General features: G+C 70.4%; 22 protein-coding genes. 11 read left to right on the top strand and 11 right to left on the bottom strand.

The window, feature by feature from the left end:
• The first annotated feature begins 41 nt into the window (after positions 1-41).
• Complete coding sequence (gene uvrA, locus H7I41_RS15170; RefSeq protein ID WP_264013414.1) at positions 42-2,936, top strand: excinuclease ABC subunit UvrA; 2,895 nt, start codon at positions 42-44, stop codon at positions 2,934-2,936.
• A 6-nt stretch (positions 2,937-2,942) separates the two neighbouring features.
• Here the strand turns inward: uvrA and H7I41_RS15165 are convergent, their stop codons facing one another.
• From H7I41_RS15165 to H7I41_RS15155, 3 genes are read right to left on the bottom strand one after another with little or no spacing between them, the layout of a single operon-like run.
• Entirely contained in the window at positions 2,943-4,403 is a 1,461-nt protein-coding gene (locus H7I41_RS15165) for a flavin-containing monooxygenase (protein ID WP_264013449.1), read from the bottom strand.
• A gap of 40 nt (positions 4,404-4,443) precedes the next feature.
• Entirely contained in the window at positions 4,444-5,664 is a 1,221-nt protein-coding gene (locus H7I41_RS15160; RefSeq protein WP_264013413.1) for a winged helix DNA-binding domain-containing protein, read from the bottom strand.
• A 3-nt stretch (positions 5,665-5,667) separates the two neighbouring features.
• The gene (locus H7I41_RS15155; protein WP_264013412.1) at positions 5,668-5,949 is read right to left on the bottom strand and encodes a hypothetical protein; all 282 of its coding nucleotides are present in this window, start codon (positions 5,947-5,949) and stop codon (positions 5,668-5,670) included.
• Positions 5,950-6,071: 122 nt separating this feature from the next.
• On the opposite strand from H7I41_RS15155, the gene H7I41_RS15150 reads away from it, so the two are divergent.
• From H7I41_RS15150 to H7I41_RS15140, 3 genes are all read left to right on the top strand, one after another.
• A complete protein-coding gene (locus H7I41_RS15150; protein WP_264013411.1) occupies positions 6,072-6,539 on the top strand; it encodes a lipoprotein LpqH in 468 nt (155 codons plus the stop codon).
• 74 nt (positions 6,540-6,613) lie between these two features.
• A complete protein-coding gene (locus H7I41_RS15145) occupies positions 6,614-8,353 on the top strand; it encodes a hypothetical protein (RefSeq protein WP_264013410.1) in 1,740 nt (579 codons plus the stop codon).
• On the top strand, positions 8,344-9,669 hold the full coding sequence (locus H7I41_RS15140; protein ID WP_264013409.1) for a CHAT domain-containing protein: 1,326 nt from the start codon (positions 8,344-8,346) through the stop codon (positions 9,667-9,669). Before H7I41_RS15145 ends, H7I41_RS15140 begins: the two co-directional genes overlap by 10 nt.
• A 3-nt stretch (positions 9,670-9,672) precedes the next feature.
• On the opposite strand, the gene H7I41_RS15135 is transcribed toward H7I41_RS15140, so the two are convergent.
• Entirely contained in the window at positions 9,673-10,140 is a 468-nt protein-coding gene (locus tag H7I41_RS15135) for a hypothetical protein (protein ID WP_264013408.1), read from the bottom strand.
• Positions 10,141-10,224: 84 nt separating this feature from the next.
• On the opposite strand from H7I41_RS15135, the gene H7I41_RS15130 reads away from it, so the two are divergent.
• Both H7I41_RS15130 and H7I41_RS15125 read left to right on the top strand, forming a co-directional pair.
• Positions 10,225-11,544: a hypothetical protein gene (locus H7I41_RS15130; protein ID WP_264013407.1), complete on the top strand. Its 1,320-nt coding sequence runs from the start codon at positions 10,225-10,227 to the stop codon at positions 11,542-11,544.
• Positions 11,541-12,674: a hypothetical protein gene (locus H7I41_RS15125; RefSeq protein ID WP_264013406.1), complete on the top strand. Its 1,134-nt coding sequence runs from the start codon at positions 11,541-11,543 to the stop codon at positions 12,672-12,674. Before H7I41_RS15130 ends, H7I41_RS15125 begins: the two co-directional genes overlap by 4 nt.
• Before the next feature lies 1 nt (position 12,675).
• Here H7I41_RS15125 and H7I41_RS15120 read toward each other — a convergent pair whose 3' ends face one another.
• The 4 genes from H7I41_RS15120 to H7I41_RS15105 form a co-directional block, all read right to left on the bottom strand.
• The gene (locus H7I41_RS15120; protein ID WP_264013405.1) at positions 12,676-14,031 is read right to left on the bottom strand and encodes an alpha/beta hydrolase; all 1,356 of its coding nucleotides are present in this window, start codon (positions 14,029-14,031) and stop codon (positions 12,676-12,678) included.
• A 48-nt stretch (positions 14,032-14,079) separates the two neighbouring features.
• A complete protein-coding gene (locus H7I41_RS15115; protein WP_264013404.1) occupies positions 14,080-15,516 on the bottom strand; it encodes an FAD/NAD(P)-binding protein in 1,437 nt (478 codons plus the stop codon).
• Between the two features lie 81 nt (positions 15,517-15,597).
• Complete coding sequence (gene lysX / locus H7I41_RS15110) at positions 15,598-18,909, bottom strand: bifunctional lysylphosphatidylglycerol synthetase/lysine--tRNA ligase LysX (protein ID WP_264013403.1); 3,312 nt, start codon at positions 18,907-18,909, stop codon at positions 15,598-15,600.
• A gap of 45 nt (positions 18,910-18,954) precedes the next feature.
• Complete coding sequence (locus H7I41_RS15105) at positions 18,955-19,317, bottom strand: DUF1844 domain-containing protein (RefSeq protein WP_264013402.1); 363 nt, start codon at positions 19,315-19,317, stop codon at positions 18,955-18,957.
• Positions 19,318-19,537: 220 nt separating this feature from the next.
• Between H7I41_RS15105 and infC the strand changes: the two genes are divergently transcribed.
• The 4 genes from infC to H7I41_RS15085 all read left to right on the top strand — a co-directional run bounded on the left by infC (position 19,538) and on the right by H7I41_RS15085 (position 21,650).
• Positions 19,538-20,152, top strand: a complete 615-nt coding sequence (gene infC / locus H7I41_RS15100) for a translation initiation factor IF-3 (RefSeq protein ID WP_302915447.1) — start codon at positions 19,538-19,540, stop codon at positions 20,150-20,152.
• A 25-nt stretch (positions 20,153-20,177) separates the two neighbouring features.
• Positions 20,178-20,372 carry a 50S ribosomal protein L35 gene (gene rpmI, locus H7I41_RS15095; RefSeq protein ID WP_264013401.1) on the top strand — a complete coding sequence of 65 codons (195 nt, stop codon included), beginning with the start codon at positions 20,178-20,180 and terminating at the stop codon, positions 20,370-20,372.
• A gap of 63 nt (positions 20,373-20,435) precedes the next feature.
• Positions 20,436-20,828, top strand: a complete 393-nt coding sequence (gene rplT / locus H7I41_RS15090) for a 50S ribosomal protein L20 (RefSeq protein WP_264013400.1) — start codon at positions 20,436-20,438, stop codon at positions 20,826-20,828.
• A 60-nt stretch (positions 20,829-20,888) separates the two neighbouring features.
• On the top strand, positions 20,889-21,650 hold the full coding sequence (locus H7I41_RS15085; protein WP_264013447.1) for a TrmH family RNA methyltransferase: 762 nt from the start codon (positions 20,889-20,891) through the stop codon (positions 21,648-21,650).
• On the opposite strand, the gene H7I41_RS15080 is transcribed toward H7I41_RS15085, so the two are convergent.
• From H7I41_RS15080 to H7I41_RS15070, 3 genes are all read right to left on the bottom strand, one after another.
• Positions 21,647-22,426 (bottom strand): SDR family NAD(P)-dependent oxidoreductase, encoded by a 780-nt coding sequence (locus H7I41_RS15080; RefSeq protein ID WP_264013399.1) that lies wholly within the window; start codon positions 22,424-22,426, stop codon positions 21,647-21,649. The two genes, H7I41_RS15085 and H7I41_RS15080, sit on opposite strands and share 4 nt — an antisense overlap.
• Positions 22,427-22,496: 70 nt before the next feature.
• Entirely contained in the window at positions 22,497-23,747 is a 1,251-nt protein-coding gene (locus H7I41_RS15075; protein WP_264013398.1) for an acyl-CoA dehydrogenase family protein, read from the bottom strand.
• Positions 23,748-23,770: 23 nt separating this feature from the next.
• The gene (locus H7I41_RS15070) at positions 23,771-24,835 is read right to left on the bottom strand and encodes an oxygenase MpaB family protein (RefSeq protein ID WP_264013397.1); all 1,065 of its coding nucleotides are present in this window, start codon (positions 24,833-24,835) and stop codon (positions 23,771-23,773) included.
• Positions 24,836-25,103: 268 nt separating this feature from the next.
• Here H7I41_RS15070 and H7I41_RS15065 point away from each other — a divergent pair, with 268 nt between their 5' ends.
• Positions 25,104-26,000 carry an adenylate/guanylate cyclase domain-containing protein gene (locus tag H7I41_RS15065; RefSeq protein WP_372503745.1) on the top strand — a complete coding sequence of 299 codons (897 nt, stop codon included), beginning with the start codon at positions 25,104-25,106 and terminating at the stop codon, positions 25,998-26,000.
• Positions 26,001-26,056 lie beyond the last annotated feature (56 nt).

Here is a 26,056-nt window from a genome sequence, read left to right as displayed (position 1 = left end):
CATGTGGGTCCGCGACACAGACGGAACGGGAGAGAAATCAGTTGGCTGACCGCCTGATCGTCAAGGGTGCTCGCGAGCACAACCTGCGAAGTGTCGACCTTGACCTGCCGCGCGACGCCCTCATCGTCTTCACCGGGCTGTCCGGCTCGGGCAAGTCGTCGCTGGCGTTCGACACCATCTTCGCCGAGGGGCAGCGCCGCTACGTCGAGTCGCTGTCGGCCTACGCACGCCAGTTCCTCGGCCAGATGGACAAGCCGGACGTCGACTTCATCGAGGGTCTGTCGCCTGCGGTGTCGATCGACCAGAAGTCCACCAACCGCAACCCGCGCTCGACCGTGGGCACCATCACCGAGGTGTACGACTACCTGCGCCTGCTCTACGCGCGCGCCGGCACCCCGCACTGCCCGGTGTGCGGCGAGCGCATCGCCCGCCAGACGCCTCAGCAGATCGTCGACCAGGTGCTCGCGATGGACGAGGGGCTGCGATTCCAGGTGCTGGCCCCGGTGGTGCGCACCCGCAAGGGCGAGTTCGTCGACCTGTTCGACAAGCTGAACACGCAGGGCTACAGCAGGGTGCGGGTCGACGGCGTGGTGTATCCGCTGACCGACCCGCCGAAGCTGAAGAAGCAGGAGAAGCACGACATCGAGGTGGTGGTCGACCGGCTCACCGTCAAGGCCACCGCCAAGCAGCGGCTCACCGATTCGGTGGAGACGGCGCTCGGCCTCGCCGACGGCATCCTGGTGCTGGAGTTCGTCGACCGCGACGACGACCACCCGCACCGCGAGCAGCGCTTCTCGGAGAAGCTGGCCTGCCCGAACGGGCACCCGCTCGCCGTCGACGACCTCGAGCCGCGATCGTTCTCGTTCAACTCGCCCTACGGCGCCTGCCCGGAGTGCACCGGCCTCGGCATCCGCAAGGAGGTCGACCCCGACCTGGTCATCCCCGACCCGGACATGACCCTCGCCGAGGGCGCGATCGCGCCGTGGTCGATGGGGCAGACGGCCGAGTACTTCACCCGGATGCTGGCCGGTCTCGGCGAGTCGATGGGATTCGACGTCGACACCCCGTGGAAGAAGCTGCCCGCCAAGGCGCGCCGGGCGATCCTCGAGGGCTGCGACGAGCAGGTGCACGTCCGGTACCGCAACCGGTACGGCCGCACCCGGTCCTACTACGCCGACTTCGAGGGCGTGATGGCGTTCCTGCAGCGCCGGATGGAGCAGACCGACTCGGAGCAGATGAAGGAGCGCTACGAGGGCTTCATGCGTGACGTGCCGTGTCCGGTCTGCGAGGGCACCCGGCTCAAGCCGGAGATCCTGGCCGTCACCATGGCCGCCGGCGACCACGGCGCGAAGTCCATCGCCGAGGTGGCGGAACTGTCGATCGGGGACTGCGCCGACTTCCTCAACGCGCTCACCCTCGGCCACCGCGAGCAGGCCATCGCGGGGCAGGTCCTCAAAGAGATCCAGTCCCGGCTGGGCTTCCTGCTCGACGTGGGGCTGGACTACCTGTCGCTGTCGAGGGCGGCGGCCACCCTGTCCGGCGGTGAGGCGCAGCGGATACGGCTGGCCACCCAGATCGGGTCCGGCCTCGTCGGCGTGCTCTACGTGCTGGACGAGCCGTCCATCGGACTGCACCAGCGGGACAACCGCCGGCTGATCGACACGCTGCTGCGGCTCAAGAGTCTCGGCAACACCCTCATCGTCGTCGAGCACGACCTCGACACCATCGCGCATGCCGACTGGGTGGTGGACATCGGCCCGGCCGCGGGGGAGCACGGCGGCCGGATCGTGCACAGCGGGTCCTACGAGGAGTTGCTCAACAACCCCGAATCGCTCACCGGCGCCTACCTGTCGGGTAAGGAGAGCATCGAGGTGCCGGCGCTGCGGCGGCCCATCGACCGGAAGCGGCAGCTCACCGTCGTCGGCGCTCGCGAGCACAACCTGCACGACATCGACGTGTCGTTCCCACTCGGCGTGCTCACCTCGGTCACCGGTGTCTCGGGGTCAGGGAAGTCCACGCTCGTCAACGACATCCTGGCCTCGGTGCTGGCCAACAAGCTCAACGGGGCCCGGCAGGTGCCGGGCCGCCACACCCGGATCAACGGTGTCGACCAGCTCGACAAGCTGGTGCGGGTCGACCAGTCGCCGATCGGACGGACTCCGCGGTCCAACCCGGCCACCTACACCGGCGTGTTCGACAAGATCCGCACCCTGTTCGCGGCCACCACCGAGGCCAAGGTCCGCGGCTACCAGCCGGGCCGGTTCTCGTTCAACGTCAAGGGCGGCCGCTGCGAGGCGTGCTCGGGCGACGGCACGATCAAGATCGAGATGAACTTCCTGCCCGACGTCTACGTGCCGTGCGAGGTGTGCCACGGCGCCCGGTACAACCGCGAGACACTCGAGGTGCACTACAAGGGCAAGACCGTCTCCGAGGTGCTCGACATGTCCATCGAGGACGCGTCGGAGTTCTTCGAACCGATCAGCTCGATCCACCGGTACCTCAAGACGCTGGTCGACGTGGGCCTGGGCTACGTGCGTCTCGGGCAGCCCGCGCCGACCCTCTCCGGTGGTGAGGCGCAGCGCGTCAAGCTGGCCGCCGAACTGCAGAAGCGGTCCACCGGTCGCACCGTGTACATCCTCGACGAGCCGACCACGGGGCTGCACTTCGAGGACATCCGAAAGCTGCTGAAGGTCATCAACGGGCTTGTGGACAAAGGCAATTCGGTGATCGTCATCGAGCACAATCTCGACGTCATCAAGACCTCGGACTGGATCATCGACATGGGCCCCGAAGGCGGTGCCGGCGGCGGGACCGTCGTGGCGCAGGGGACGCCCGAGGACGTCGCGGTGAACCGCGACAGCTACACCGGCCACTTCCTCGCCGAGATGCTCGACCTGCCTGCGCCGACCCGCAAGCGGCGCAAGGTGAGTGCCTGACCGCCCTCAGGCGGGCGCGGTCTCGTAGGCGTCGATGTCGAAGCGCCGGGTCTGGCGCCGGAACCGGAAGGTGAAGTCCGGCCACAGCGTGGTGTTGTTGCCGTGCGCGTCGAGGTACCAGCTCGCGCACTTGCCGTTCATCCACACCGAACCGTCCAGCGCCTTCTGTAGCCGGTCGTTGTAGCTGTCCAGCGCATGCTGTTTGACCTCGACGGTCCGAAGTCCGCGTCGGCGCATGGTGGTGACGGCGTCGACGACGTAATTGATCTGCGACTCGATCATGTAGACCATCGAGCTGTGGCCGAGGCCCGTGTTCGGACCGACGAGCACGAACATGTTCGGGTATCCGGCGATGGTGGTGCCCTTGTAGGCGCGCATCCCCTTGTCGGCGAACTTCTGGGTCAGGCTCGCACCGTCGGCGCCGCAGACGGTGTCGAACATCGGTGAGTCGGTGACGTGGAAGCCGGTGGCCACCACCAGTGCGTCGACCTCCCGCACGGTGCCGTCGGCGGTGACGATCCGGCGGCCGTCGATCTCCTGGATCCCGTCGGTGAGCAGGTCGACGTGGTCGCGGTCGAGTGCGGGGTACCAGTCGTTGGAGATCAGCATCCGCTTGCAGCCGATCCGGAAGTTCGGTGTGACCCTGCGGCGCAGCTCCGGATCCTTGATCTCGCGGCGGATCTTCGCCCGCGAGAGCAGCTCGAAACCCTTCATCAGGTTCGGGTTCTTGGCCAGGCCGACCACCTGCGTCTCGCGGCCGGCGTAGATGCCTGCCCGGGCCAGCCGCAGATAGCCGGGCACGTTGCGGAACGCCCACCGTTCGGGCGCGGTGAAGGCCCGGTCGAAGCGTGGCAACAGCCACGGCGCCGTGCGCTGGTAGACGTCGAGGTGGGTGACCCGGTCGACGATCGCGGGCACGATCTGGATGGCCGACGCGCCGGTGCCGATAACCGCGACGCGTTTGCCGGCGAGATCGGTGTCGTGGTTCCACTGGGCGGAGTGGAACAGGTCGCCTCCGGCAGCCGCGAAGGACTCGATGCCGGGGATCGCGGGCAGCGACGGCTCGGCGAGTGAGCCGAATCCGGCGATCAGGATGTCGGCGGTGTATCCGCCCTTGGCGGTCGCCAGTTCCCAGTGCGATTTCTCGGAATTCCACGCAGTCCGGCGCACCTCGCAGCCGAAGACGTGCCGGTCTAGCACGTTCGCGCGCTGCGCGACGCCGCGCAGGTCGTCCTCGATCTCGGGCTGGGCGGAGAACGACCGGGTCCAGTCCGGGTTGAGCGCGAACGAGTACGAGTACAGGTGCGACGGCACGTCGCATGCCGCGCCGGGATACGTGTTGTCCCGCCAGGTCCCGCCGACGTCGTTGCCGCGTTCGAAGACCAGGAAGTCGCGATGTCCGGCCTCGTCGAGCCGGATCGCCGCGCCGAGTCCGGAGAAGCCGCTGCCGATGATGGCGATCGACACATGGGTCACGTCGAGACCTCCTCGTCTACGAGACCGTAGGTTACCGGCTGGTAGTGGGACTGAACCCGGCTTCGCTGCGACTGGCTCTGCCGAGTGGCGACGGGAACCGCGGGCTGACCCGGACGCCGTCCAGCCACTCGGTCAGTTCGGCCGCCCGGCGGTCGAGGGCACGGCGGCCGTCACGGCCGAGGTCGTCGAGGAGATGCAACACCACCCTGCCCCCGGAGTCCTGGCCCCATCCGCCGACGATGCGGCCGTTCCACCACGCGGTGGGACCGGCGTTGCCGTTGCTGTCGAACACGTGTGGCCGGTGTTCGCCGAGGTACCAGGTCCGGTCGAACCACCCCATCGGGGTGACGTCGAGGCTGGGCAGCAGCGCGGCCCAGGGCTGCGACGCGGGTTCGGGTTCGAGGTCGTCGGGCAGCGCCCAGCCGGTGTCGTCGTCGTCGCCGCCGTCTCCTAGCCGCACTTCTACCGCGCCGATGTCGCGCAACGCGGCGCGTGCCCACGTCAGGGTGTTGCCGAACCACCATTTGACGTCGGTCAGCGTCGCGGGCCCGAATGCGTAGAGCCAGCGCCGAACCAGCTGCGCGGCCGCCGGGCCGGCCGCGACGGGGTCGCCGACGGTGCCCAGCCAGTCCGCTGTCGGTACCCACCGCGGCCTGCTGACCGTCCACCCGCCGTCGTTGGGTCCGCGGACGATGTCGCCACGGACGCCGAGCACCGTGAGAACCCTTGGCGCCAGCGGGCTCTCACCGCCCCACGGTCGGTCAGGCGCGTACTCGTACCTGCCCGCCAGCTCGGGCAGCGCGATTCGCAGGTCGCGCGCACTGGTGGCGCCGTGTTCGGCGAGGTGAGCCAGCACCGCCGGGCAGGCGGTGTCGAGCCAGGTTTCGCCGTCGGGTGCCAGCCCCGCCTTGTCGGCGTCGGCGATCAACCGCCTGCGTTCCGTGGCGGCCACCCGTTCGCTGGCCGCGGACTGCACCGCGGGCAGGTCGGTCGCGCGGATCACCCACAGCGTCCTGCGCATCGCGAGGTGCTTGACCAGCGTCCGCTCGTCGTAGAGGTCGCGCTGCAGATCGGTGACGGCGAATCCGGGAACCCGGGTCCACAGGGAGAGGTACGGGGTGGCCGGGTCGGTGCCGTGCAGTCCGACCAACCGGGCAGCGACGTCGGCGCCGGATGCCGCAGCGGCGCCGGGACAGAGGAAGTGTCGCCGCGCCAATCTGGCCCGCCGCTCGGCGAGGGTGAACGAGCGCAACGGTCAGTCGGTTTCGGAGCGCATCGACTCCCGGATCTGAGCCAGTCGCTCGGCGGCGGCCCGCTGACGCTCCTCGTAGAGTTCGTCGGCCGCGCGGCCCTCGGGGGTCTCGGCTGCCAACTCGGAGGCGCCGACCGATGTGCCGAAGCGGTTCTCGATCTTCTCGCGTACCGAGTCGAATGTCGGCACACCGCCCGGCGTGTAGCCGGCGTCGAGGGCCTCTGCCGGCGGCGGAGGCGGCGGCGGGGCAGCGGTTTCCGGCTCGGGGGTGGATTCGTCGGACATGGTGGTCACCGTACTCGGCGACGCCGACGGCCCGCGGTAGTTGGGATCGGTAGCCGTCCGGCCGGATTTCACTTGTGCCACGACGACGCCATCGGGGCGGCGCGCGAATGAGGGAGAAAACGATGAAGCGAGTTGTCGCTGGTGTGATCGGTCTGGCCGCAGCCACCGCCGTCCTGGTGGGCTGCTCGGACGACAAGCCGGCCGCCGCGCCGGGCACGCAGGTGAGCAATGGTGGCAGCACGGAGGTGAAGGTCGACGGCAATGACCTTGCCGGTCTGGACACCAACTCGGTCACCTGCGTCAAGCAGGGCGGCAAGATCACCGTGGGCAGCGGCGCCGTAGGCGGCCAGCAGGGCCTGGGCATCGTGATGACCGACGAGGCCACCCCGAAGGTCGAGACCCTCGGCCTGGTGGTCGACGGGAACGCGCTGGCCGTCAACAACATGATGGGCGCCAAGGTCGGCTCGGCGGAGGTGAAGGTCGACGGCGACACCTACACCGTCAGTGGCGAGGCCAGCGGCGCCGACATGAAGAACCCGATGGCCGGAATGATCTCGAAGCCGTTCACCGTCACGGTGACGTGCAGCTGATCGGTCCGCACCGCGGCGGCGGGCGTGCTGGGCCATTCGGCCTGGCGCGCCCGCCGCTTCCCTATGATTCGACCGTGACCATCGGCGCCGGTTTGGCGCGGGCCCGCTCGCTCACCTTCGCGGGAGACGAGGCGGCGGCCCGCGATCTGTTGCTGTCGTTGATGCCCGACATCGAGCGCGCCGACCGCGACGACCTGATGCTCGAGGTGTTCGCCCAGCTGGGGGAGATCTACCTGGTCCGCGGCGCCGACGACGGCGTGACCGAATGCGTGCGCCGGATCCGGGACTGTCTGGCCGTCTATTCGGCGATCCTCGCCGGCACCGGGCCGGACGTCCCGGTGGCGCTGGCCGACGCCGACATCCGCCGGATGACGCTGCGCTACACCCGGCGCGCCCGGTACCTCGACATCGGATTGGCGGCGGCGGCAGGCGACCACGAGGGCGCCGCGGCGCAGCTCGAGGAGTTCGTCGCCGGATCCGGCGAGGAGAGCTCCGCGGCCGGCGATCCGGAGCTCGCCGGCGAGTTCGCATACTTCCGGGTCCGCGCACTGATGCTGTGCGCCGCGGCGCTGTGCGACGACGACCTGCACGCGCGGTCCATCCCGCTGTGGGAACGGGTCCTCGAGGCCATCGCGCGGCCCGGTGACGACGAGGCGGCCGATCACCTGCTGGTCACCGGTGGCACCGGCTACGGACGGTTCTGTGTCGAGACCGGGCGGCTGCCGGAGGCCGAGCCGTGGCTGCAGCGGGCCGGAGCCAGAGCGCAGTCCCGGGGGTGGCGGTTGGCCTCGGCGAGAACGGTTCTCGAGCGTGCCGCCGCCGCATGGGCGGCCGGTGACCACGAAGCCACCGAACAACTGATCAGCGAGGCCCAGCCGGTGCTCGCCGAGCACGCCCATGCCGATGATGTCGCGCGGTGCCTGCTGTACTACGGATTCGCCCGCATGGCCCTCGGGGAGCTGGCGGTCGCCGACGACTGCTGGACGCGGGCAGAGCAGCACTGGCGGGAAGCGGGCAGGCCGCTGCGCATCCATCGGATCATCCTGCAGCGCAGCTGGATACCGATCTTCTGGGGCCGCTACGCCGAGGCCGTTGAGCTGGTGGCGCAGGCCCGCGAGTGGCTCGACGCGTCGAACCGGAGCAGCTGGCTGCAGTACGCCCGCCTGGACGACCACCTGGGCACGGTCTGGCGGGCCGACGCGCTCGCCGACCTCGGCTTCGACGCCGCGGGCGACCCGGACGAGACTTTGGAGGAGGTCGAGAAGCGCCACGTCGCCTCACTCGGCGTGGCACAGCGCGAGGTGCCCGAGGAACGGGAGCGCAGCGCGATGGCCAAGCTCGAGCGGGCCGCCGAACTCAAGCTGCCCGCTGCGCTCGCCGTCGACTCCGTGCGCTATGTGCTGGCGGACCCCGATGCCAGGACCAGGTGGGCCACCACGGTGTCGGCGCCGATGCTGGCAGGCGCCTTCGCCGTGGTCTGGGAGTGGGAGAACACCGCCCTGCTCAGTGAGCTGATCGAATACCACAGCGCGCGAGGCGCGTTCACCGTCGTCACCGATCCGGCCGGTGGATCCGGGATGCCCGACGCGGCGACCGTGGCGGTGCCGCTGGAGGACGCCGATGATTTCGCGCTGGTGGCCGCCGGTGGCCCCGCGCCGGCCCGGAACGACCCCCTGCTACGCCTCGGTCCGCTGCCGCCGCTCGTCATGGAGCCGGGCGCGGCACCGGTGCTCGAACACTACCGCGCGCTCGCCCAGCAGCGGTACGGCCGCGCGGTCACCGCCGACGAGCCGGTCTGGCGCACATGGCCGTGACCGGGCCACCCCGGCTGGTACTGAGGTACGCCGACCTCGGCATCGCGACATATGCCAGCCTGCGCATCGTCGGGCAACCCGAGAGGACGGTCACCTGGGTCGTCGAGGTGCCCATCCTGCTCGCGGCCCTGCAGGAGCTGGCGGACGCGCTGCCGGACGCCCGGCCCGGCGAGACGGCAGGTGACGCCCTCGAACGCGCGGTGCGGCGGAGCCCGTTCGCGTCGCCGCACGGCGAGCTGACCCTCGCCTACATCCTGGGTGTGCTGCTGATCGCCGCGCCGGCCTGGCAGCTGCTAAGGGAGTGCGTATCGGACCCGCGGGCAACGCTGTTCGTGTCGCCGAGCGCACGGCTCGCGCGGGTGCCGTGGGGTCTGCTGGCGATGCCGACGACGGGCCCGACCGCGCGCGAGCTGGTGCACGCACGGTCGGAGGCGATGACGCGCACCGGACCGACGGCCGCGCGCATCCCCTGGCAGCTCACCGACATCGCCGAACACACCGAGGGCCACCGGCTGATGGAGCTCGTCGACGTGCTGATGACGGTGCCACCCAACATCGTGGCGGCGCCCCGGTTCCCGGCTCGCTGGGAGGACCGCCGCGACGGCCCGGCGCTGCTGGTCCTCGATCCGCGGGTGCCCGGCCAGCGCCCGGACTCCGCGCTGGGATCGGTGCTGGGCCGGCCGTCCGGCGAGATGCCCGTCGTCGCCCACTTCGCCGATGTGATGAGGCGGCGCCCGGTGCTGCCCGAGGTGGCAGGCGCCGTGGAGTTGTTCCGCCGGACCGACGCCGACCGGCGTTGGCTGGCCGAACAACTGCGGCGCGAACCCGGGCGGCTGGTATTCGTCGGCCACGCGACCGCCGCCGACGACGACAGCGGCCGCGCCGACCGAGCTGCCCTGCACCTGGCCGAGACCCATCCGCTCACCGCTGCCGACATGATCGCCTCGGCACTGCCGCTGCCGCCGCGAGTGGCGTTGCTGGCGTGCGCATCTGGTGCCGACTACCGGTTCGACGAGGCGACCGGACTGGTGGCCGCGATGGTTCTCGGCGGCGCGCAGACCGTGACGGCGACGCTGTGGTCGCTGCCGACCACGCGCGGCTACCGCCAGTTCGCGGCCGACCAGACCACTGCCGCAACGGATCCGATGTCCGAGGTGATCATCGCGGTGGACCGTGCGCATCAGGAGGACGCGGCCGGATGCGCGGTGAACCGCTGGCAGCGCGAACAGATGCGGCGCTGGCGGGACGGCGACGCCGGCGCACACCCGCTGTACTGGGCCGCACTGGTCACCTTCGCGGTCGACGGAACCCGTTGACGGTCAGGCCGGTGGCACGCACACCGCCACCGACGACTCGTCGCGGTAGTAGGTGACGATGACACTGCCCGGGCTGACCCGGTCCAGCGAGCTGGCGGGCACCAACGTCGTCTCCTGCACCGGGAACTGCCCGCCGTCGCGCCTTCTGACCATCAGATCGAGCTCCACCTCGCGGAAGTCCTCGCGGGCCGCCCCGGTGGCGCGCATGGCCGTCACCACGCCGCGGGACCTGATGCCACGCCGGATGGTGTCGAACTGGTCGGTGGTCAGCAGCCCCTTGTCGATCAGCATCTGGTCGAACGCCGCACAGACCGTGTCGATCTCGTCGACGGTGACGAGGCGCTCCTCGGACTCCGAGAGTGGCTCGGTGCAACGGCATCCGGCGGGGCGGCGCGATCCGGATGGCAGCAACATGGCAGCGATGGCGACACAGACGGCGCCGACGCTCGGAATCAACAACGTCGTGGACATGCCTGGAAGGTTGGGCCATCGCACGCGCTACCGAACCCAACTTCTGCGCTGTCCCTCACCGCCGACAACTCCTATCCTGTGCCAATGACCACGAGCCCGGAGACCGCGCCGCAGGTGGCGCTGATGCACCCGCGCCGCTCCGTCGTCGACCGCGCATGGCGCGCGATCGGCCCCGGCGTCGAGGTGCTCAGCGGCGACGACGGCGGGCCGTTGCGGCGCACCGTGAAACGCATCCTCGACCCGCTGGTGCTGCGGCTGCGGGCCAATCCCGAATACTCCGCCCCGGTGGTGAGCGACGACGTCGCGGCCGCGATGCACGACGCGATCGTCGGGCACGCCGACCGGCTGCGGGGGGCCGCCGCATGGTTCGCACTGCTCAAGGCCGAGCGGCGGCGGCTGCGCATCACCGCGGGCAACGCCCAGGAGCTCTACTTCCCCGTCTGCTTCGAGCTGGCCGTCACGCGGGGCGCACCGCAGGCCGACGACGCGCAGGCCGCGAGCGCGGTGCTGGCAGATCTGCACGGCGAGCGCGACCGGACCGGCATCGAGGTGCTCAACCGCTTCGCCGCCGATCCGCGGGTGGTGGCCCGGCTGACACAGCAACTCGAGCGCAGCTGGGCCGACGTCCGGGCCGACGGCGCGATCACCGGGCCCTTCCTCAGCGGGTTGACCACCGTGCTCGGGCCGGCCGACGGGCACCGCGCCGCGGCCGCGCGGCAGCGGGTCTGGACCGCGCTGATCGCCGACGCGACACCGCACAACCTCGGCGCGCTGGCCCGTGGCGGCGGGGCGAGCCTGCCCTGGTCGATCGTCGACGCCGGGCTGTCGTCGTCGGCTCCGCAACGTCCACCCCAGGTCGGCGGGGACCCCGGCAGCGACCGGCCGCTGGACCGCACGGTGCTCGACCGCGTGCGCGCCACGCTCCGGCGGGCGCTGGACCGCGACGAGCTGCCCGACATCCCGCTGCTGTGCGCCGAGGAGGTCGACCGCGCCTGCGCGCCATGGGGTCTGATGGCCGAGGACAAACAGGCCGCGCTGGTGGCCGGGATCGAGATCGCGATGCAACTGTCGCCTCTGCACGACACCGCTGCCACGCGATACGACCTGGCCGCGCAGATCCAGGCCCGGCTGCGCAGGGAGGCCTACGTGCTGCACGCCCGGCGCTGCCTGCTGGACACCGCGCCGCTGCACCCCCGGCAGCAGCAGGTGGTCGACGACCTCGCCGCGTTCGCACGGCCCTATCTCAGCCGGTTGTGGGCACGGCTGCACGGGCGCGACGTCTGGCAGGAACCGTGCGACGACGTCGACGACGTGCGAGCCCTGCTCGAAGGCGTGGCCAGGTCGGTCAGCCTCGACCACCGGCAGCGCATCAAGGCCATGCTGGAAGTGCAGGCAGCCGCATGAGACTCATTGCCGGAGAGGGGCTCTGGAGCACCGGATCGCCAGCGGTCGCCACGCCGCTGACCGCGGTGCTCGAGGTGAGCGGTGCGGTGTTGTCCTGGCCGGTCGACGAGCCGGGCGCAGCGGCGCACGTCGCGTTCACCGACGTGACGCGCGCCGACTGGCTGTGGCGGGTGGTCGGCGACAGCGGGCATGCGGCGCTGCTGGCGGCCGCGGCCAGCCGTGCCGACGACGGCGCACTGCTCGAGGTGGCCGAGGCCGACATGCCCGCGGCGGCGGTGGCGCCGTTGCGGCGGTTGGCGGTGGGGCACTGGCTGCGCCGGTGGTGGCCGGCCAGCAGGCTCGACGGGATCGCCGGCCTCGACCGTGCGCTGCTCGACGCCGAGATCGCCCTGCTCACCGCGGCGACCGAGGACTATTTCACCGATGACACCGTCGACTCCGACGCCGCCGAACTGCTGGCGCCCCATGTCGGCGAGCTCGCCACGCTGGCGCGCCAGGGCGACCCGCGGGTGCTCGACGTCGTGGCCCGCTGCGCCGAACTCGCCGAGGACCTCGGGGTGGCGGGACTCGAATGGCCGTTGCCCGCCGCGGACATCGCGGTGCCCGCGGGCGGCCGCGACGATTACGCGCTGGTGGCCGGCGCCGACACCCGTGGTGCGGGCGCCGGTGTGATCGCCCGTGGTGTCGGCCCGATCGTCTGGAGTGCGGTGCCGCCCGGTGTCTTCGACGCGGCCGAGGACGCGGTGTATTGGAGTGTGAGCAGCGACGGACCACCCGCCGAGCAGGTTCGTGCCGAGGTGCAGACCGCGCTGCTGGGAGCGGCCTCTCCGGCGGGCCTGCCGGTGCGCGTGTCGTCGGGGCCCGTGTCGGGCACGGGTGCGCTCGACGCGGACGGCCACGCGACGGTGCCGCTGTACGACGGCACCGGCATCGGATTGTCCGCCGGTGCGGCATGGGACCACGACTGGCAGCCGACGGTGGTGTCGGTGGGGGCAGGTGGCCCGACCGTCGCGGCGAACGAGTCGCGGGAGACCCGGGACCGCGCCAGGGCGGTGGCCCGGCGACGGCTGGCGCAGCCCGGCGATGACGCCTTCCTCGCCGAGATCCTCACTGCCGAGGCAGACTACTAGGTCAGCGGGCGACGGGCTGCACGTGCGGCACGCCGGTCGCCACCGCGGGCAGGGGCGACGGCGCCGACGCAGGTGTCTCGAGCTGACCGGCCAGCCACGGCAGGGCGATCGAGAAGGCCTGTGCGGCGAACGGCCAGTCGTGCTTGCCGGGCTGGACGTGTACCGTACACGCGATGCCGTGCGCCGTGCCCAGCCCGCACAACGAATTCGCCGCCGCCAGTTGATCATTGGCCGCGGCATTGATGTCGAACCAGCCCGCCACGTCGGTGTAGCCGCCGTGCCGGGTGATCACCGTGGTGGGATCCCAGTCGGCCCACGCCGCCGCGTTGCCGCCGAACAGCCGCGCGATGGTCTGCTGCCGGTCTCCCGCATTCGGCCCGAGGTCGCCCGCGATGTCCTCGAACGCGCTGAACATCTCTGGATGCATGACGCTGAGGTCGACGGCGCACGTGCCGCCCATCGACCAGCCAACGATGCCCCACCGGGTGCGGTCGGCGCTCACCCCGAAAGTGCGCTCCATGTAGGGCACGACGTCCTTGGTCAGGTGGTCGGCGGCGTTGCCACGGCTGCCGTTCACGCATTCGGTGTCGTTGTTGAATGTGCCTCCGGAATCGACGAACACGAGCACCGGCGCGAAACCCCGGTGCGCCGCGGCGTAGTCGTCCACGGTCTTCACCGCGTCGCCCGCGCGCAGCCAGTCGGCAGGCGTGTTGAACTCGCCGCCGATCATCATCACCGTCGGCAGCGGTGGCGGGGGATTGCTGGCGTACCAGGCCGGCGGCAGGTAGACCAGTTCGCCGCGGTGCCGGAAACCCGAGGCGGTGTCGGCGATGTCGACGGGTACGACGGTGCCCGTGGCCGGGATCCTGCCCTGCCGCTGCATCGCCGCGACGGTCACCTGATCGGTCTGGTCGGGCAGCGGGCCCGCGGTCAACTGGTTCCACGCCACCCCGACGGTCGGGAAGTACCCCACCCACAGGTTGAGGGCGAGGGCCGCGGAGAGGGCGCACAGCGGCACCGCGAGCACCGCCACTCCGCGCTGCCAGAACCGGGTGGCGCGCCAGCCGGTGACGAGCACCGCGACCGCCACGCCCGACAGGCCGGTCCACAGCCACAGTGTCTGCGGCGCGGGTTCCCCGGCCAGTCCCTCGGCCGCCACGTACCAGTACGCGCACACCGCGACGGCGGCCCCGACGAACGCCGCCCAGGGCAGCCAGGTCAGCTGCCACCGCCGCGAGCGCCGGATGACCGCCGCGAGCAACGCCAGGCCCGCGAGGATCTGCACCGTCACCGGGATCCACCCGTGCATCAACGACAGGTTGTGGCGCAGGGATTCGGCCAGGGTCACGGCTGCCATCGTGGCCGACCATCCTTATGGGCCGCTGTGGGTCCGCTGTCAGACGGTTCAGACCATGTACTCCAGCTGCGCCGGCCCCTCCACTTCGTCGGCCCGCGGACGGTCGAGGATGGTTTCCGCGACCCGTCGTGCCTGGCCGCGCAACTCGGGCACCGCGATCGTCTCCCAGTAGGTGCCACGCAGCAGCGGGCCGAGCGCCAGCAGCCATGCCGACCGGTCGCCGTCGGCGGTCAACGCGGTGTGGTCGTGGTCCACGGCCACTCCCATGTTCGTCGCATCCGGCGCGATCAGGCCGCGGCGCAGAAGGTTCTGCAGCAGCACCGAACTGGTGCCCGTCAGCTTGGTCGACGGTCCGGTGGCGTTGATGACGACGTCCCCGGTGAGCGTCTCGCCGTCTGCCAGATGCACGCGGATTTGCGCGCCGTCATCCTCGAGCTTCTCGATACCGGCGGCACGCACCCGCAGCTGCCCGGTCAGCTGCAGATGCGTCAGTTGAGCGTGGATGTCGGGGGAGATGCGGTGGCGGAACACATTCCACCGCGCTGCGTGGTGCTGCGCGAACTCAAGGCGCTCCGCCGTGCTGAAGTTGCTCCAGATGCGCTGGGTCTGTGCGCGCAGCTTGTCGACGATGATCGCCGGGTGGGCGTTGCGCTCGTGCAGTTCCGCACAGTGCGCGCGGACGAGGGCGACCAGCCGGTCGAGGCCCAGCGTGGTCAGGTCGACGTCCGGTGGCGGGAACTCGGGGTACTCGATGCCGCGGAAGTGGCCGTGCGGCAGCCAGCCGTGCCTCGACACGGCGTGGATGTCGCCGCGCCAGCCGATGGTCCGCAGGGTGATGATCGCGTCGACGGCGGTCAGGCCGGTCCCGAGCACCACGACGGCCGAGTTCCGCTCGGGCAGCCGCTCCTCCCATGCCTGCCACGGGTCACCGACCCAGGCGGGATGGCCGGTGAGGCCCTCTGCGCCGGGCAGGGCGGCCGGTGTCTCGTTGCCGGTGGCCAGCACGACGCGGTCGGCCTCTATCGCGGATCCGTCGGCGAGGCGGACGAGGCAGCCCAGGTCGCCGGGTTCGACGTCGACCACGGTCCCGACGACCAGTCTCGCCGGCGCCGGGCCGGTGCTCAGGTGGCGCTGGGTCAGGGCGCGCAGATAGTCACCGTAGGTCTGCCGGGGGATGAACCGCTCCCGCAGGTCGATCTGCGGCACCGCTTCGAACTGCGGTTGCGCGCTGACCCAGCGCAGGAAGTGGTCGGGTTCGTCGGGGAACGCCGACATGTTGCGCGCCGCGACGTTGAGCAGGTACTCGGGGCGGCGCCGCCGGTAGGCGATGCCGCGTCCGACGGGTTCGCGCTCGTTGACCACCGTCAGGTCCAGCGGGACGTCGCCGAGCCGCGCCAGGTTCACCGCGGTCATCGTCCCGCTGAATCCTCCGCCGACGACCACGACGCGGGCGGGCTGCTGCCGTGCGGCGGCGTCGGTGCGCATGCAGGTAGCTGACGGCCTCGCCTCCGTGTTGTCACGGGTTTGGGTGCCCGTGATCGGAAGTGCAGCGATGGCGCGGCCGCCCTACCGGGGTTTGGCCAGCGGGAAGGGCAACGTCTCGCGGATGCTGCGCCCGGTGATCAGCATCACCACCCGGTCGACGCCCATGCCGAGGCCGCCGGTCGGCGGCATCGCGTACTCCATCGCCTGCAGGAAGTCCTCGTCGAGTTCCATGGCCTCCGGGTCGCCGCCCGAGGCGAGCAGCGACTGCTCCTGCAGCCGCCTGCGCTGTTCCACCGGATCGGTCAGTTCGCTGTACGCGGTGCCCAGCTCGACACCCCACGCGACGAGGTCCCATCGCTCCGCCACGCCGGGGAGGCTGCGGTGCGGGCGGGTCAGCGGCGACACCGACGTCGGGAAGTCCTTGTAGAACGTCGGCTGCTCGGTGCGGTCCTCGACCAGGTGCTCGTACATCTCGAGCACCACGGCGCCGGCGTCCCAGTGCGTCAGGTAGGGGATGCGCGCCGCGTCGCACAACCGGCGCAGGGTCGGCAGGTCGGTGTCGATGTCGACGTGTTCGCCCAGTGCCTCCGACACCGCGCCGTGCACCGTCTTGACCGCCCACTCACCGGAGATGTCGACCGGGGCGAGCGTGCCGTCGTCACGGGGCCGCAGGAACACCTGCTCGCCGTTGGCGGCCAGGGCGGCGTTCTGGATGAGCTCGCGGCAGCCGTCGATCCACACGTTGTAGTCCGCGTGCGCCTGGTACGCCTCGAGCAGCGTGAACTCGGGGTTGTGGCTGAAGTCGACGCCCTCGTTGCGGAACGCCCGGCCGAGTTCGAAGACCCGCTCGACGCCGCCGACGCACAGTCGTTTGAGGTACAGCTCCGGGGCGATGCGCAGATACAGATCGAGGTCGTAGGCGTTGATGTGGGTCATGAAGGGCCGCGCGTTGGCGCCGCCGTGGATCTGCTGCAGGATCGGCGTCTCGACCTCGAGGAAACCCTTGTGGTACAGCGTGTCCCGGATGGCGTGCAGTACACCGCTGCGCGCCTTGATCAGGTCGCGCGCCTCGGTGTTGACGGCCAGGTCGACGTAGCGGGCGCGGACGCGGGCCTCCTGGTCGGTCAGGCCCTTCCACTTGTCCGGCAGCGGGCGAAGGCATTTGCCGATCAGCCGCCACCGGTGCACCAGCAGTGACCGCACGCCTTTGCGGCTGTAGCCGATCACGCCGGACACCTCGATGAGGTCGCCCAGATCGAGGGCGGCGGTGAAGTCGGCCGACGTCCCCTGCTCCAGCTCCGAATTGTCGAGCAGCAGTTGCACTTCGCCGGACCAGTCGCGCAACTCGGCGAACAGCACGCCGCCGTAGTCGCGCATGCGGAGCACCCGGCCCGCCACCGACACGGCGGTGTCGTCGGCGGCGTCGTTCGCCTGGGCCACCGTGTGGCTCGGCGCCTGGCCCACCGGGTAGGCGTCGACACCGCTGTCCTGCAGCGCCTTCAGCTTCGCCGTCCGCACCCGGACCTGCTCCGGCAGCCGGGGGCCCGCGGCCTCGTCGGCCATGTCGGCCTGCAGTCCGGAGACGTCGGGGGCGCTTCCGTCGTGGTGCAGCAGTCCGCTGGCCATCAGGGCGTCGGGCGCCGACACGTGGTGGCCGGTGTGCTGCTTGTTCCGCCGGGAAAACGGCAGCACCAGGAAGCCCTCGGCGATCACCGACGCGACGCCCACCCGTGGGACGAGCCGGGCGTCCTCGTAGCAGGCGAAGCGCGGCACCCACTCGGGTTGGTACTTCATGTTGGAGCGGTACAGCGTCTCGAGCTGCCACCACCGGGAGAAGAACACCAGCAGCCAGCGCCACAAGCGGGCCACCGGTCCGGCGCCCAGCTGTGCGCCCTGCTCGAAGGCCGACCGGAACATCGCGAAGTTCAGCGAGATCCGGGTGACACCGATGCCCTCGGCCTGCATGCACAGCTCGCTGACCATCAGCTCGATGGTGCCGTTGGGCGACGTCGGGGAGCGGCGCATCAGGTCCAGCGACACCCCGGTGGTGCCCCACGGCACCAGTGAGAGCATCGCCACCACCTGTTCCTCGGGACCCTGCACCGTCTCGACCAGCAGGCAGTCACGGTCCGCGGGGTCGCCGAGCCGGCCGAGCGCCATCGAGAATCCGCGTTCGCTCTCGGTGTCGCGCCACGCGTCCGCGCGGGTGATCACCTCGGCCATCTCCTCGGCGCTGAGGTCGCGGTGGCGGCGGATGCGCACCGACGCGCCGGCACGGCGGGCCCGGGTGACGGCCTGCCGCACCGCGCGCATGTCCGGTCCGGACAGCCGGAAACGGTCCGGGTGCAAGATCGCCTCGTCGCCGAGCTGCAACGCGTTGAGGCCCGCCTCGCGGTAGGCCGCGGCACCGGTGAAGCTGGCACCCATCACGCCCGGCGCCCAGCCGTAGGTCTGGCACAGCTGCAGCCAGGCGGCGATGGCCTGCGGCCATGCCTTGGGATCGCCGACGGGATCGCCACTGGCCAGGCACACCCCGACCTCGACGCGGTAAGTGATCGCGGCGCGGCCGTTGGGCGCGAACACCACCGACTTGTCGCGGCGGGTGGCGAAGTACCCCAGCGAGTCGTTCTTCCCGTACAGCTCGAGCAGCCCCCGGATCGCCGACTCGTCCTCGCCGGTAAGCGCGTTGTCCGCACGTTGCGACTGGAACAGCACCACCGCGGCGGCCATCAGCGCCAGCGCACCGAACAGGCCGAGCACCGCGTTGACGAGGACGTGGGGGTGCTGGCCCTCGAACGCCGCGGAGTCGACGCCGGCGAAGGCCACCACCCGGTTGGCGGCGTAGGCCAGCCGGTAGTCCCGTTCGAGGGTGCCGGGGAACAGTTCCACCAGCGCCCAGCCCACCAGGATGCCCAGCGCCATGCCGGCGACCAGCGTTCCGACGGCCTTGACCAGGGCCGCCCGCCGGACCCGGGCCCAGAATTCGGGTCGGGCCAGCAGCAGGAAGGCGATCGCGGCGACGTGGAAGGCCAGGCCGATCACCTCGCCGATCTCCTCGATGACCGACTCGTCGCCGGTCAGCAGGTCCACGACGTTCCAGCCGACCGCGGCGACCATGTAGAGCAGCAGCACCCACCACGCGATGCGTTTGCGGGCGGCGAGCGCGGCGGCCAGCAACGCCAGCACGAACGCCCACGCGAAGCTGGTGTCCGGGAAGTTGAAGATGTAGTCGTTGACGAACTCGCGCGGGACCCTGATGATCCACCGCACCAGGGGGGAGACGCTGGCCAACAGCGACAGTGTGGCAATGATTCCGACGGTCCAGCCGGCGGCGGCGGGAACCCAGGGATATCGGGTGGTCGACCGCGCCCTCGGCGGATTGGTGAGGGTCATAGGCCGCGAGGATATGCGCTCACCCCGGCAAATGGGTGGCAGAAACTACCAGACGGGGCCGGTGTATTTCTCGCCCGGACCGTGGCCCGGTTCCTCGGGCGCCGCACTGGCTTCGCGAAACGCCAACTGGAGGGACTTCAGCCCGTCGCGGACCGGTCCGGCGTGCGGACCGAGGTATTCGGCCGACGCCGTCACCAGCCCGGCGAGCGCGGTGATCAGCCGGCGCGCCTCGTCGAGGTCGCGGTGCGGGCTGTCGTCGGGGTCCTCGGCGGACAGCCCGAGCTTCTCGGCTGCCGCACTCATCAGCATCACGGCCGACCTCGTGATCACCTCGACGGCGGGGATCTCGGCGAGCTCGCGGACCGGCGGTGTGGCCGCCCCGTCGTCGAATGCAGGAAACTCGGTCATGCCTGCTAGACTCGCATGCGCGACCGTCCCGGCTCAGGCCAGGGACAGCAAGTGGAGTCCCACTCCCACCGTTGGCCACGGAAGTATCCGAAGGCTCAGCGGTCCGGTCGGACATCGGTAGATGTCTGTTCTGGTCGGCATGGGCCCTGCTACCAGCAGGGCTTTCTCTGTCTCACGGGCAGAGGCGCTGATGGCGTGGGCTCCTCATAGGTAGACAACTATAGGAGGCCCCATCAGCACTGAGACCCGCGTCAACGAGCGCATCCGCGTACCTGAGGTCCGCCTGATCGGACCGGGCGGTGAGCAGGTGGGCATCGTGCGCATCGAAGACGCCCTCCGCGTCGCCGCGGACGCCGATCTCGACCTTGTCGAAGTTGCCCCGGACGCCAAACCGCCGGTGTGCAAGATCATGGACTACGGCAAGTTCAAGTACGAGACGGCTCAGAAGGCGCGCGAGTCTCGCAAGAACCAGCAGCAGACCGTCGTCAAGGAACAGAAGCTGCGTCCCAAGATCGACCCGCACGACTACGAGACCAAGAAGGGTCACGTCGTCCGCTTCCTCGAGGCGGGGTCCAAGGTCAAGGTGACCATCATGTTCCGCGGACGTGAGCAGTCCCGGCCCGAACTGGGCTACCGACTGTTGCAGCGCCTCGGCGCCGACGTCGCCGACTACGGCTTCGTCGAGACGTCGGCCAAGCAGGACGGCCGCAACATGACGATGGTGCTGGCACCGCACCGCGGCGCGAAGACCCGCGCCAAGGCGGCGCACGACGCCGATGCGCCTGCCGCGCAGCGCGCGAGCGCCGAGCCGGCCGAGCCGCCCAACCCCACCTGATCCGACACGAGAAACCGAGGACGACATGCCCAAGGCCAAGACCCACAGCGGTGCATCAAAGCGATTCCGCCGCACCGGGACCGGCAAGATCATGCGTGAGAAGGCCAACCGCAGGCACCTTCTCGAGCACAAGTCGAGCAAGCGCACCCGCCGGCTGGAGGGCCGCACCACCGTGGCCGCGAACGACACCAAGCGCATCAACAAGATGCTGAACGGCTGAGTGCGCCAACGCACTCCAGGTCGTCCCGACACTTCCCAGCCCGTACGAGAATAGGAATCACCCATGGCACGCGTTAAGCGCGCAGTCAACGCCCAGAAGAAGCGGCGCACAATCCTGGCAGCATCCAAGGGCTACCGCGGACAGCGGTCACGCCTGTACCGGAAGGCCAAGGAACAGCAACTGCATTCGCTGAACTACGCCTACCGCGACCGCCGCGCCCGCAAGGGCGAGTTCCGCAAGCTGTGGATCTCGCGCATCAACGCCGCCGCACGCGCCAACGACATCACCTACAACCGGTTGATCCAGGGCCTCAAGGCCGCCGGCGTCGAGGTGGACCGCAAGAACCTCTCCGAGATCGCCATCAGCGATCCGGCCGCGTTCACCGCGCTGGTCGAGGTGGCCAGGGCCGCGTTGCCGGAGGACGTCAACGCGCCGTCGGCCGGAGAGGCCGCTTAGCGGAGGGCAGGAGCGAAGCGACCCGGGAAGATGTCGGGTCTGACCGAACGCTCCGCCCGGGTGGCGGCAGCGATCAAACTGCACCGACACGTCGGACGCCGCCGCGCCGCACGTTTTCTCGCCGAGGGACCCAACCTGGTCGAGTCAGCGTTGCGGCGCGGAGTGGTTTCCGAGGTGTTCGCCACGGAGTCCGCGGCGGAGCGCTTCGGCGACCTGCTGAATGGCGCGCCAGTGCACCTGGTCACCGATCGTGCGGCGAAGGCGTTGTCCGACACCGTCACCCCGGTGGGACTGGTCGCGGTGTGCGAGCTGCCCACCGTGACCCTCGCCGACGTGCTGGCCGACGGGCCGCGGCTGGTGGCGGTTCCGGTCGAGATCTCCGAGCCGGGCAACGCGGGCACGCTGATCCGCCTCGCCGACGCGATGGGCGCCGACGCGGTGGTGCTCGCCGGGCACAGCGTCGATCCGTACAACGGTAAGTGCCTGCGCGCCTCGGCAGGCAGCATCTTCACCATCCCGGTGATCTCCGATCCCGACGCCGTTGCCGTGGTGGGGGAGTTGACCACCGCCGGGCTTCAGGTGCTGGCCACCACCGTCGACGGCGAGCTCGGCCTCGACGCGCCCGAACTCGACGCCGCCCTGACCGCGCCGACCGCGTGGCTGTTCGGCCCCGAAGCGCACGGGCTGCCCGCCGAACTGGCCGCGCTGGCCGACCACCGGGTGCACATCCCGATGCCGGGCAATGCCGAGAGCCTCAACGTGGCGTCGGCGGCGTCGATCTGCCTGTACCAGAGCGCGCGGGCGCTCGCCCGGAACCGCTAGTTCGACTTCAGCAGCCGCTCGGAAACCTGCAGCATCAGCGTCCGGGGCGTGAACCGGTACCCGGTTGCGAGAAGTGAGTTCTTCCAACCGGACACCACGGTTGGAGTGGACTTGTCCAGCGCGGACATCGCGGTGTCCACCACCTGCTTGGAGGTCTGCCTGCCGCTGGTGAGGAACTCCTCGCCGGTGCGGGCGAAGAACTCGGTCTCCGTCGCGCCGGGACACAGCGCCAGCACCCGGACACCGGTGCCCTTGCACTCCTGCCACAGCGCCTCGGTGTAGGACAGCACGAAGGCCTTCGTCGCGCCGTAGACGGCCATCCCGGGCGTCGGCTGGAACGCCGCGGTGGACGCCACGTTGACCACCACGCCGTGGCCGCGCTGGGTCATCGCGGGCAGGAAGCGCGCGGTGAGATCGACCAACGTGCCGCAGTTCAACTGGATCTGGGCGGCGTTCGGCTCGGGCGGCTGGCCGGCGAACGCCCCGTGCAGGCCGACGCCCGCGTTGTTGATCAGCACGTCGACCGTCCGGCCGAGTTCGCGGACCTTCGCCTCGAGTTCGGCGCCCGAGCCCGGCTCGGACAGGTCGACCGCGACCACGTCGACCGTCAGGTCCGGATGGGCCGCCAGCAGCGTGTCGCGCAGCGCGGCGAGTTTGTCCGCCCGCCGCGCGACGAGCACGAGGTCGGTGCCGCGGCGTGCGAGCTGGACGGCGAACTCCTCGCCGATGCCTCCGCTCGCGCCGGTGATCAGTGCGGTGTCGTTGCTGAGGTCCACCTGGCGCTCCTGCGGTCGTCGGTGGGACCAGGCTAGCCCTTCGCGCGTCCGCGGGGGTACGGCGGCAGGACTACGCCAGCAGCCCGCGCGCCACGTGGGTGATCTGCACCTCGTTGCTTCCCGCGTAGATCATCAGCGACTTCGCGTCACGCGCCAGCTGCTCCACCCGGTACTCGGTCATGTAGCCGTTGCCGCCGAACACCTGAACGGCCTCCATCGCGACGTCGGTGGCGGCCTGCGAGCAGTACCACTTGATGGCCGAGGCCTCCGCCAACGAGATCGACGTGCCGGTCTGCGCGGCTTCGATGACGCGGAACAGCATGTTGCGCACGTTGATCCGGGCGACCTCCATGCTCGCCAGTTTCAGCTGGATGAGCTGGAACTGCCCGATCTCCTGACCCCACAGGGTGCGGGTCTTGGCGTAGTCCACGCACAGCCGCAGGCACTCCTCGATGACGCCGAGCGCCATCGCGGCCACACCGATGCGTTCGGCGGAGAAGTTCGACCGGGCGCTGGCTCTGGAATCGGAGACGTCGCCTCCGGTGCCGTCGCTCTCGCCGAGCAGCCGGTCGCGGCCGAGGCGGACGTTGTTGAAGAACAGCTCACCGGTGCGCGAGCTGTGAATGCCCATCTTGCGGAACGGTTTCGACTGGACGAAGCCCTCCATGCCGCGGTCGAGCACGAACGTCAGCACCTTGCGGTCGCGCTTGCTCACGCTCGGGTCGCCCTCGTCGAGCTTGGCGTAGACGACCACAACGTCGGCGTCTGGGCCGTTGGTGATGAAGGTCTTCTGCCCGTTGAGGATGTAGTCGTCGCCATCGCGCACCACATAGGACTTCATGCCGCCGAACGCATCCGAACCCGAATCGGGTTCGGTGATCGCCCACGCGCCGACCTTCTCGTAGGTGACCAGGCCAGGCAGCCACCGCTCCTGCTGCGCGGGCGTGCCCCGGCTCATGATGGTCGGCACCGTCAGGCCAAGGCTCACGCCCATTCCCGCGACGATGCCCATGCAGACCCGGCACAGTTCGCTGACCAGGACGAAGCCCATACCCGCCTGGTCGGGGCCGCCGCCGAACATCCCGCCCGAGGCGCCTCCGCCGCCACCGTCACCGCCGCCGTCGCGCAGCCGCGCCAGCCGCTCGTCCAGCGATTCACGCGCCATCGCGTCGATCCCGAACGCCGCGAACAACTTCCGGATGATCGGATACGGCTCCATCTCGCCGCTCTCCAGCGCGTCGACGTGCGGACGGATCTCCTTGTCGACGAACTCCCGAACCGCGTCGCGCACGGCGATGTCCACGTCTGACCAATCCAGCATGGCGTCAGTCTCCCAGAGGTTGCTCAGGCCGCCGTGCGGCGGGCGCGGGCCGGGCGGAGGCCGGCGAGTGAGAACGTGGTGTGCACCAGCGAGCCGGCCCGGTCCAGGATCGTCTTGCCGCGCGGCACGTAGTGCATCGGCAGCCCGCGGCGGTCACGCGGCGGTCCCATGAAAGCCGGGGCCTCGACCAGTGGCGCGTCGTCGGGCAGCCGGCCCTGGGCCCGCCGGTAGGCGGCCAGCGCGCGCGGATGCAGCCGGATCTCGTCGGGCACCGCGACGAACGCCAGCTCGACCAGCTTTCCGAACAACCGCAGCACCACCTCGTCGCCGGGCGTCCACCGCATGCCTGCCTTCTCCCGGACCGCGGGGTCGAACAGTCCCGCGGCGATCCAGCGCTGCCCCGCCACCATCGGCCTGAACAGCTGGTCCCACAGCGGCGTCGGCATCAGCACGAACCGCGGCTTGGGGATCCGGATGTCGAAGATGTCCAGGGTGGCCTTGTTGATCTCGAGCTCCTCGCGGCACTTGCGGTCCCAGTACTCGCAGAAGTCTTCCCAGGTCTCCGGGACCGGTCGCATGCTCATGCCGTACATCGAGTACCACTGCACGTGCTCGGCGAAGAGCTGGCGTTTCTCGGCCTCGGTGAGCCCGCCGCAGAAGTACTCGGCGGTCTTGATGATCAGCATGAAGAAGGTGGCGTGCGCCCAGTAGAACGTCTCGGGATTGAGGGCGTGGTAGCGGCGGCCGTCGCCGTCGATGCCCTTGATGGTGGTGTGGTACCCCTTGATCTGCTCACCGGTCTGGGTGGCGCGCGGGCCGTCGTAGACGACGCCCATGATCGGGTAGACCGAACGCGCCACGCGCTGCAGCGGCTCGCGCAGCAGCACGGAGTGGTCCTCCACGCCGGCGCCGAGCTCGGGATACATGTTCTGGATGGCGCCGATCCACACGCCGAGCATTCCGGTGCGCAGGTCGCCGAAGTACTTCCAGGTCAGCGACTCGGGACCCAGGGGTTCGGGTGCCGTGGCGCGACGGTGCAGGCGGGCGGTGCCGGAGCTGCCGCCGAGATCGTCCGGTGTCGTGGCCATCTGTCCTCGCTGACTCCAAACCCACGGTATGTCCACACGATAGTGCTGACAACGTCCGTTGTCGATGATTGACGCAGGCGTCGAAGAACCCTGTGACACAGCCGCTATCGACTCGGCGCACGGCCGTGACCAGCCGCTTCGCCCAGGTGACCGGCGTGCGGTGGGGCTCGCCGGCCGCGGCGCCCCCGCAACGATCGTGCGCACAGTGGCCCGGCGTTTCGCCTTCGGTCGATTGCCGGGCTCCGAAACCGGCACCTAGGCTGGCGCCGTGAATGTCGAATCGTTCGAGGAACGATCCGGCCGAAACGGTGAGATCGAACAGGTGCCCGATCCCTCATCGGACGGCAGTTCGGGACCGCGCGGATGGCTGCGCAGGACCAACCACAGCCCAGGCCTCATCAACGTCGTGAAGCGCGCCCGGCGCGCGCTGCCCGGCGATCCGGAGTTCGGTGATCCGCTGTCGGCCGCCGGGGTGGGCGGCCCCCGCGCCGCCGCGCGCGTCGCAGACCGGTTGCTCGACCGCGACGCCGCGACACGCGAGGTCAGCCTCGGCGCACTGCAGGTGTGGCAGGCGCTGACCGAACGGGTGTCGGGCAAGCCGGCGAACCGCGAGGTGACGCTGGTGTTCACCGACCTCGTGGGGTTCTCGCCGTGGTCGCTGCGCGCCGGCGATGACGCCACGCTGCGCCTGCTGAGGCGTGTCGCGCAGGTCGCCGAGCCGCCGCTGCTCGAGGCGGGCGGACACATCGTCAAGCGGATGGGCGACGGCATGATGGCCGTGTTCACCGACCCCGTCGTGGCGGTGCGCGCGACGATCACGGCGATGGAGGCGGCCAGGGCCGTCGAGGTGGACGGCTACACCCCGCGGATGCGTGCGGGCGTACACACCGGCCGGCCCCAGCGCATCGGCTCGGACTGGCTGGGCGTGGACGTCAACATCGCCGCGAGGGCGATGGACCGGGCGACCCGAGGCGGGCTGGTCGTCTCGCAGACCACGCTGGAGCGGATTCCCGACGACGAGTTCGACGCGCTCGGTGTCACGGTGAAGCGGCAGCGCAGGCCGATTTTCACCACCAAGCCGGACGGCGTTCCGTCCGATCTGTCCATGTACCGGCTGCGCAGCCGCAGGGGTCACGAACCCGCCGACGAGCCGGCCGACGACTGACCGGACTGCGGCTGGGCGGGCGCACCTGACGGGCGCGGGGGCCGATCCGGTGATCC

Origin of the sequence: [Mycobacterium] manitobense, from assembly GCF_025821665.1 — a bacterium.
GTDB classification, from domain to species: Bacteria; Actinomycetota; Actinomycetes; order Mycobacteriales; family Mycobacteriaceae; genus Mycobacterium; species Mycobacterium arseniciresistens.
Note: the sequence above shows the minus strand (reverse complement) of the source record. Positions and strands in the feature narration are given on the sequence as shown.

Bases quoted from the DNA above. Each gene is read 5' to 3' on its own strand.
- lysX (WP_264013403.1), bottom strand. From the start codon at position 18,909: ATGACCCTCACCAATCCGCCGAGGGCGCGGTCGACCACCCGATATCCC.
- H7I41_RS15150 (WP_264013411.1), top strand. From the start codon at position 6,072: ATGAAGCGAGTTGTCGCTGGTGTGATCGGTCTGGCCGCAGCCACCGCC.
- rplT (WP_264013400.1), top strand. From the start codon at position 20,436: ATGGCACGCGTTAAGCGCGCAGTCAACGCCCAGAAGAAGCGGCGCACA.
- H7I41_RS15130 (WP_264013407.1), top strand. From the start codon at position 10,225: ATGACCACGAGCCCGGAGACCGCGCCGCAGGTGGCGCTGATGCACCCG.
- H7I41_RS15075 (WP_264013398.1), bottom strand. From the start codon at position 23,747: ATGCTGGATTGGTCAGACGTGGACATCGCCGTGCGCGACGCGGTTCGG.
- H7I41_RS15125 (WP_264013406.1), top strand. From the start codon at position 11,541: ATGAGACTCATTGCCGGAGAGGGGCTCTGGAGCACCGGATCGCCAGCG.
- rpmI (WP_264013401.1), top strand. From the start codon at position 20,178: ATGCCCAAGGCCAAGACCCACAGCGGTGCATCAAAGCGATTCCGCCGC.
- H7I41_RS15140 (WP_264013409.1), top strand. From the start codon at position 8,344: ATGGCCGTGACCGGGCCACCCCGGCTGGTACTGAGGTACGCCGACCTC.
- H7I41_RS15070 (WP_264013397.1), bottom strand. From the start codon at position 24,835: ATGGCCACGACACCGGACGATCTCGGCGGCAGCTCCGGCACCGCCCGC.
- H7I41_RS15115 (WP_264013404.1), bottom strand. From the start codon at position 15,516: ATGCGCACCGACGCCGCCGCACGGCAGCAGCCCGCCCGCGTCGTGGTC.
- H7I41_RS15135 (WP_264013408.1), bottom strand. From the start codon at position 10,140: ATGTCCACGACGTTGTTGATTCCGAGCGTCGGCGCCGTCTGTGTCGCC.
- H7I41_RS15155 (WP_264013412.1), bottom strand. From the start codon at position 5,949: ATGTCCGACGAATCCACCCCCGAGCCGGAAACCGCTGCCCCGCCGCCG.
- H7I41_RS15105 (WP_264013402.1), bottom strand. From the start codon at position 19,317: ATGACCGAGTTTCCTGCATTCGACGACGGGGCGGCCACACCGCCGGTC.
- H7I41_RS15120 (WP_264013405.1), bottom strand. From the start codon at position 14,031: ATGGCAGCCGTGACCCTGGCCGAATCCCTGCGCCACAACCTGTCGTTG.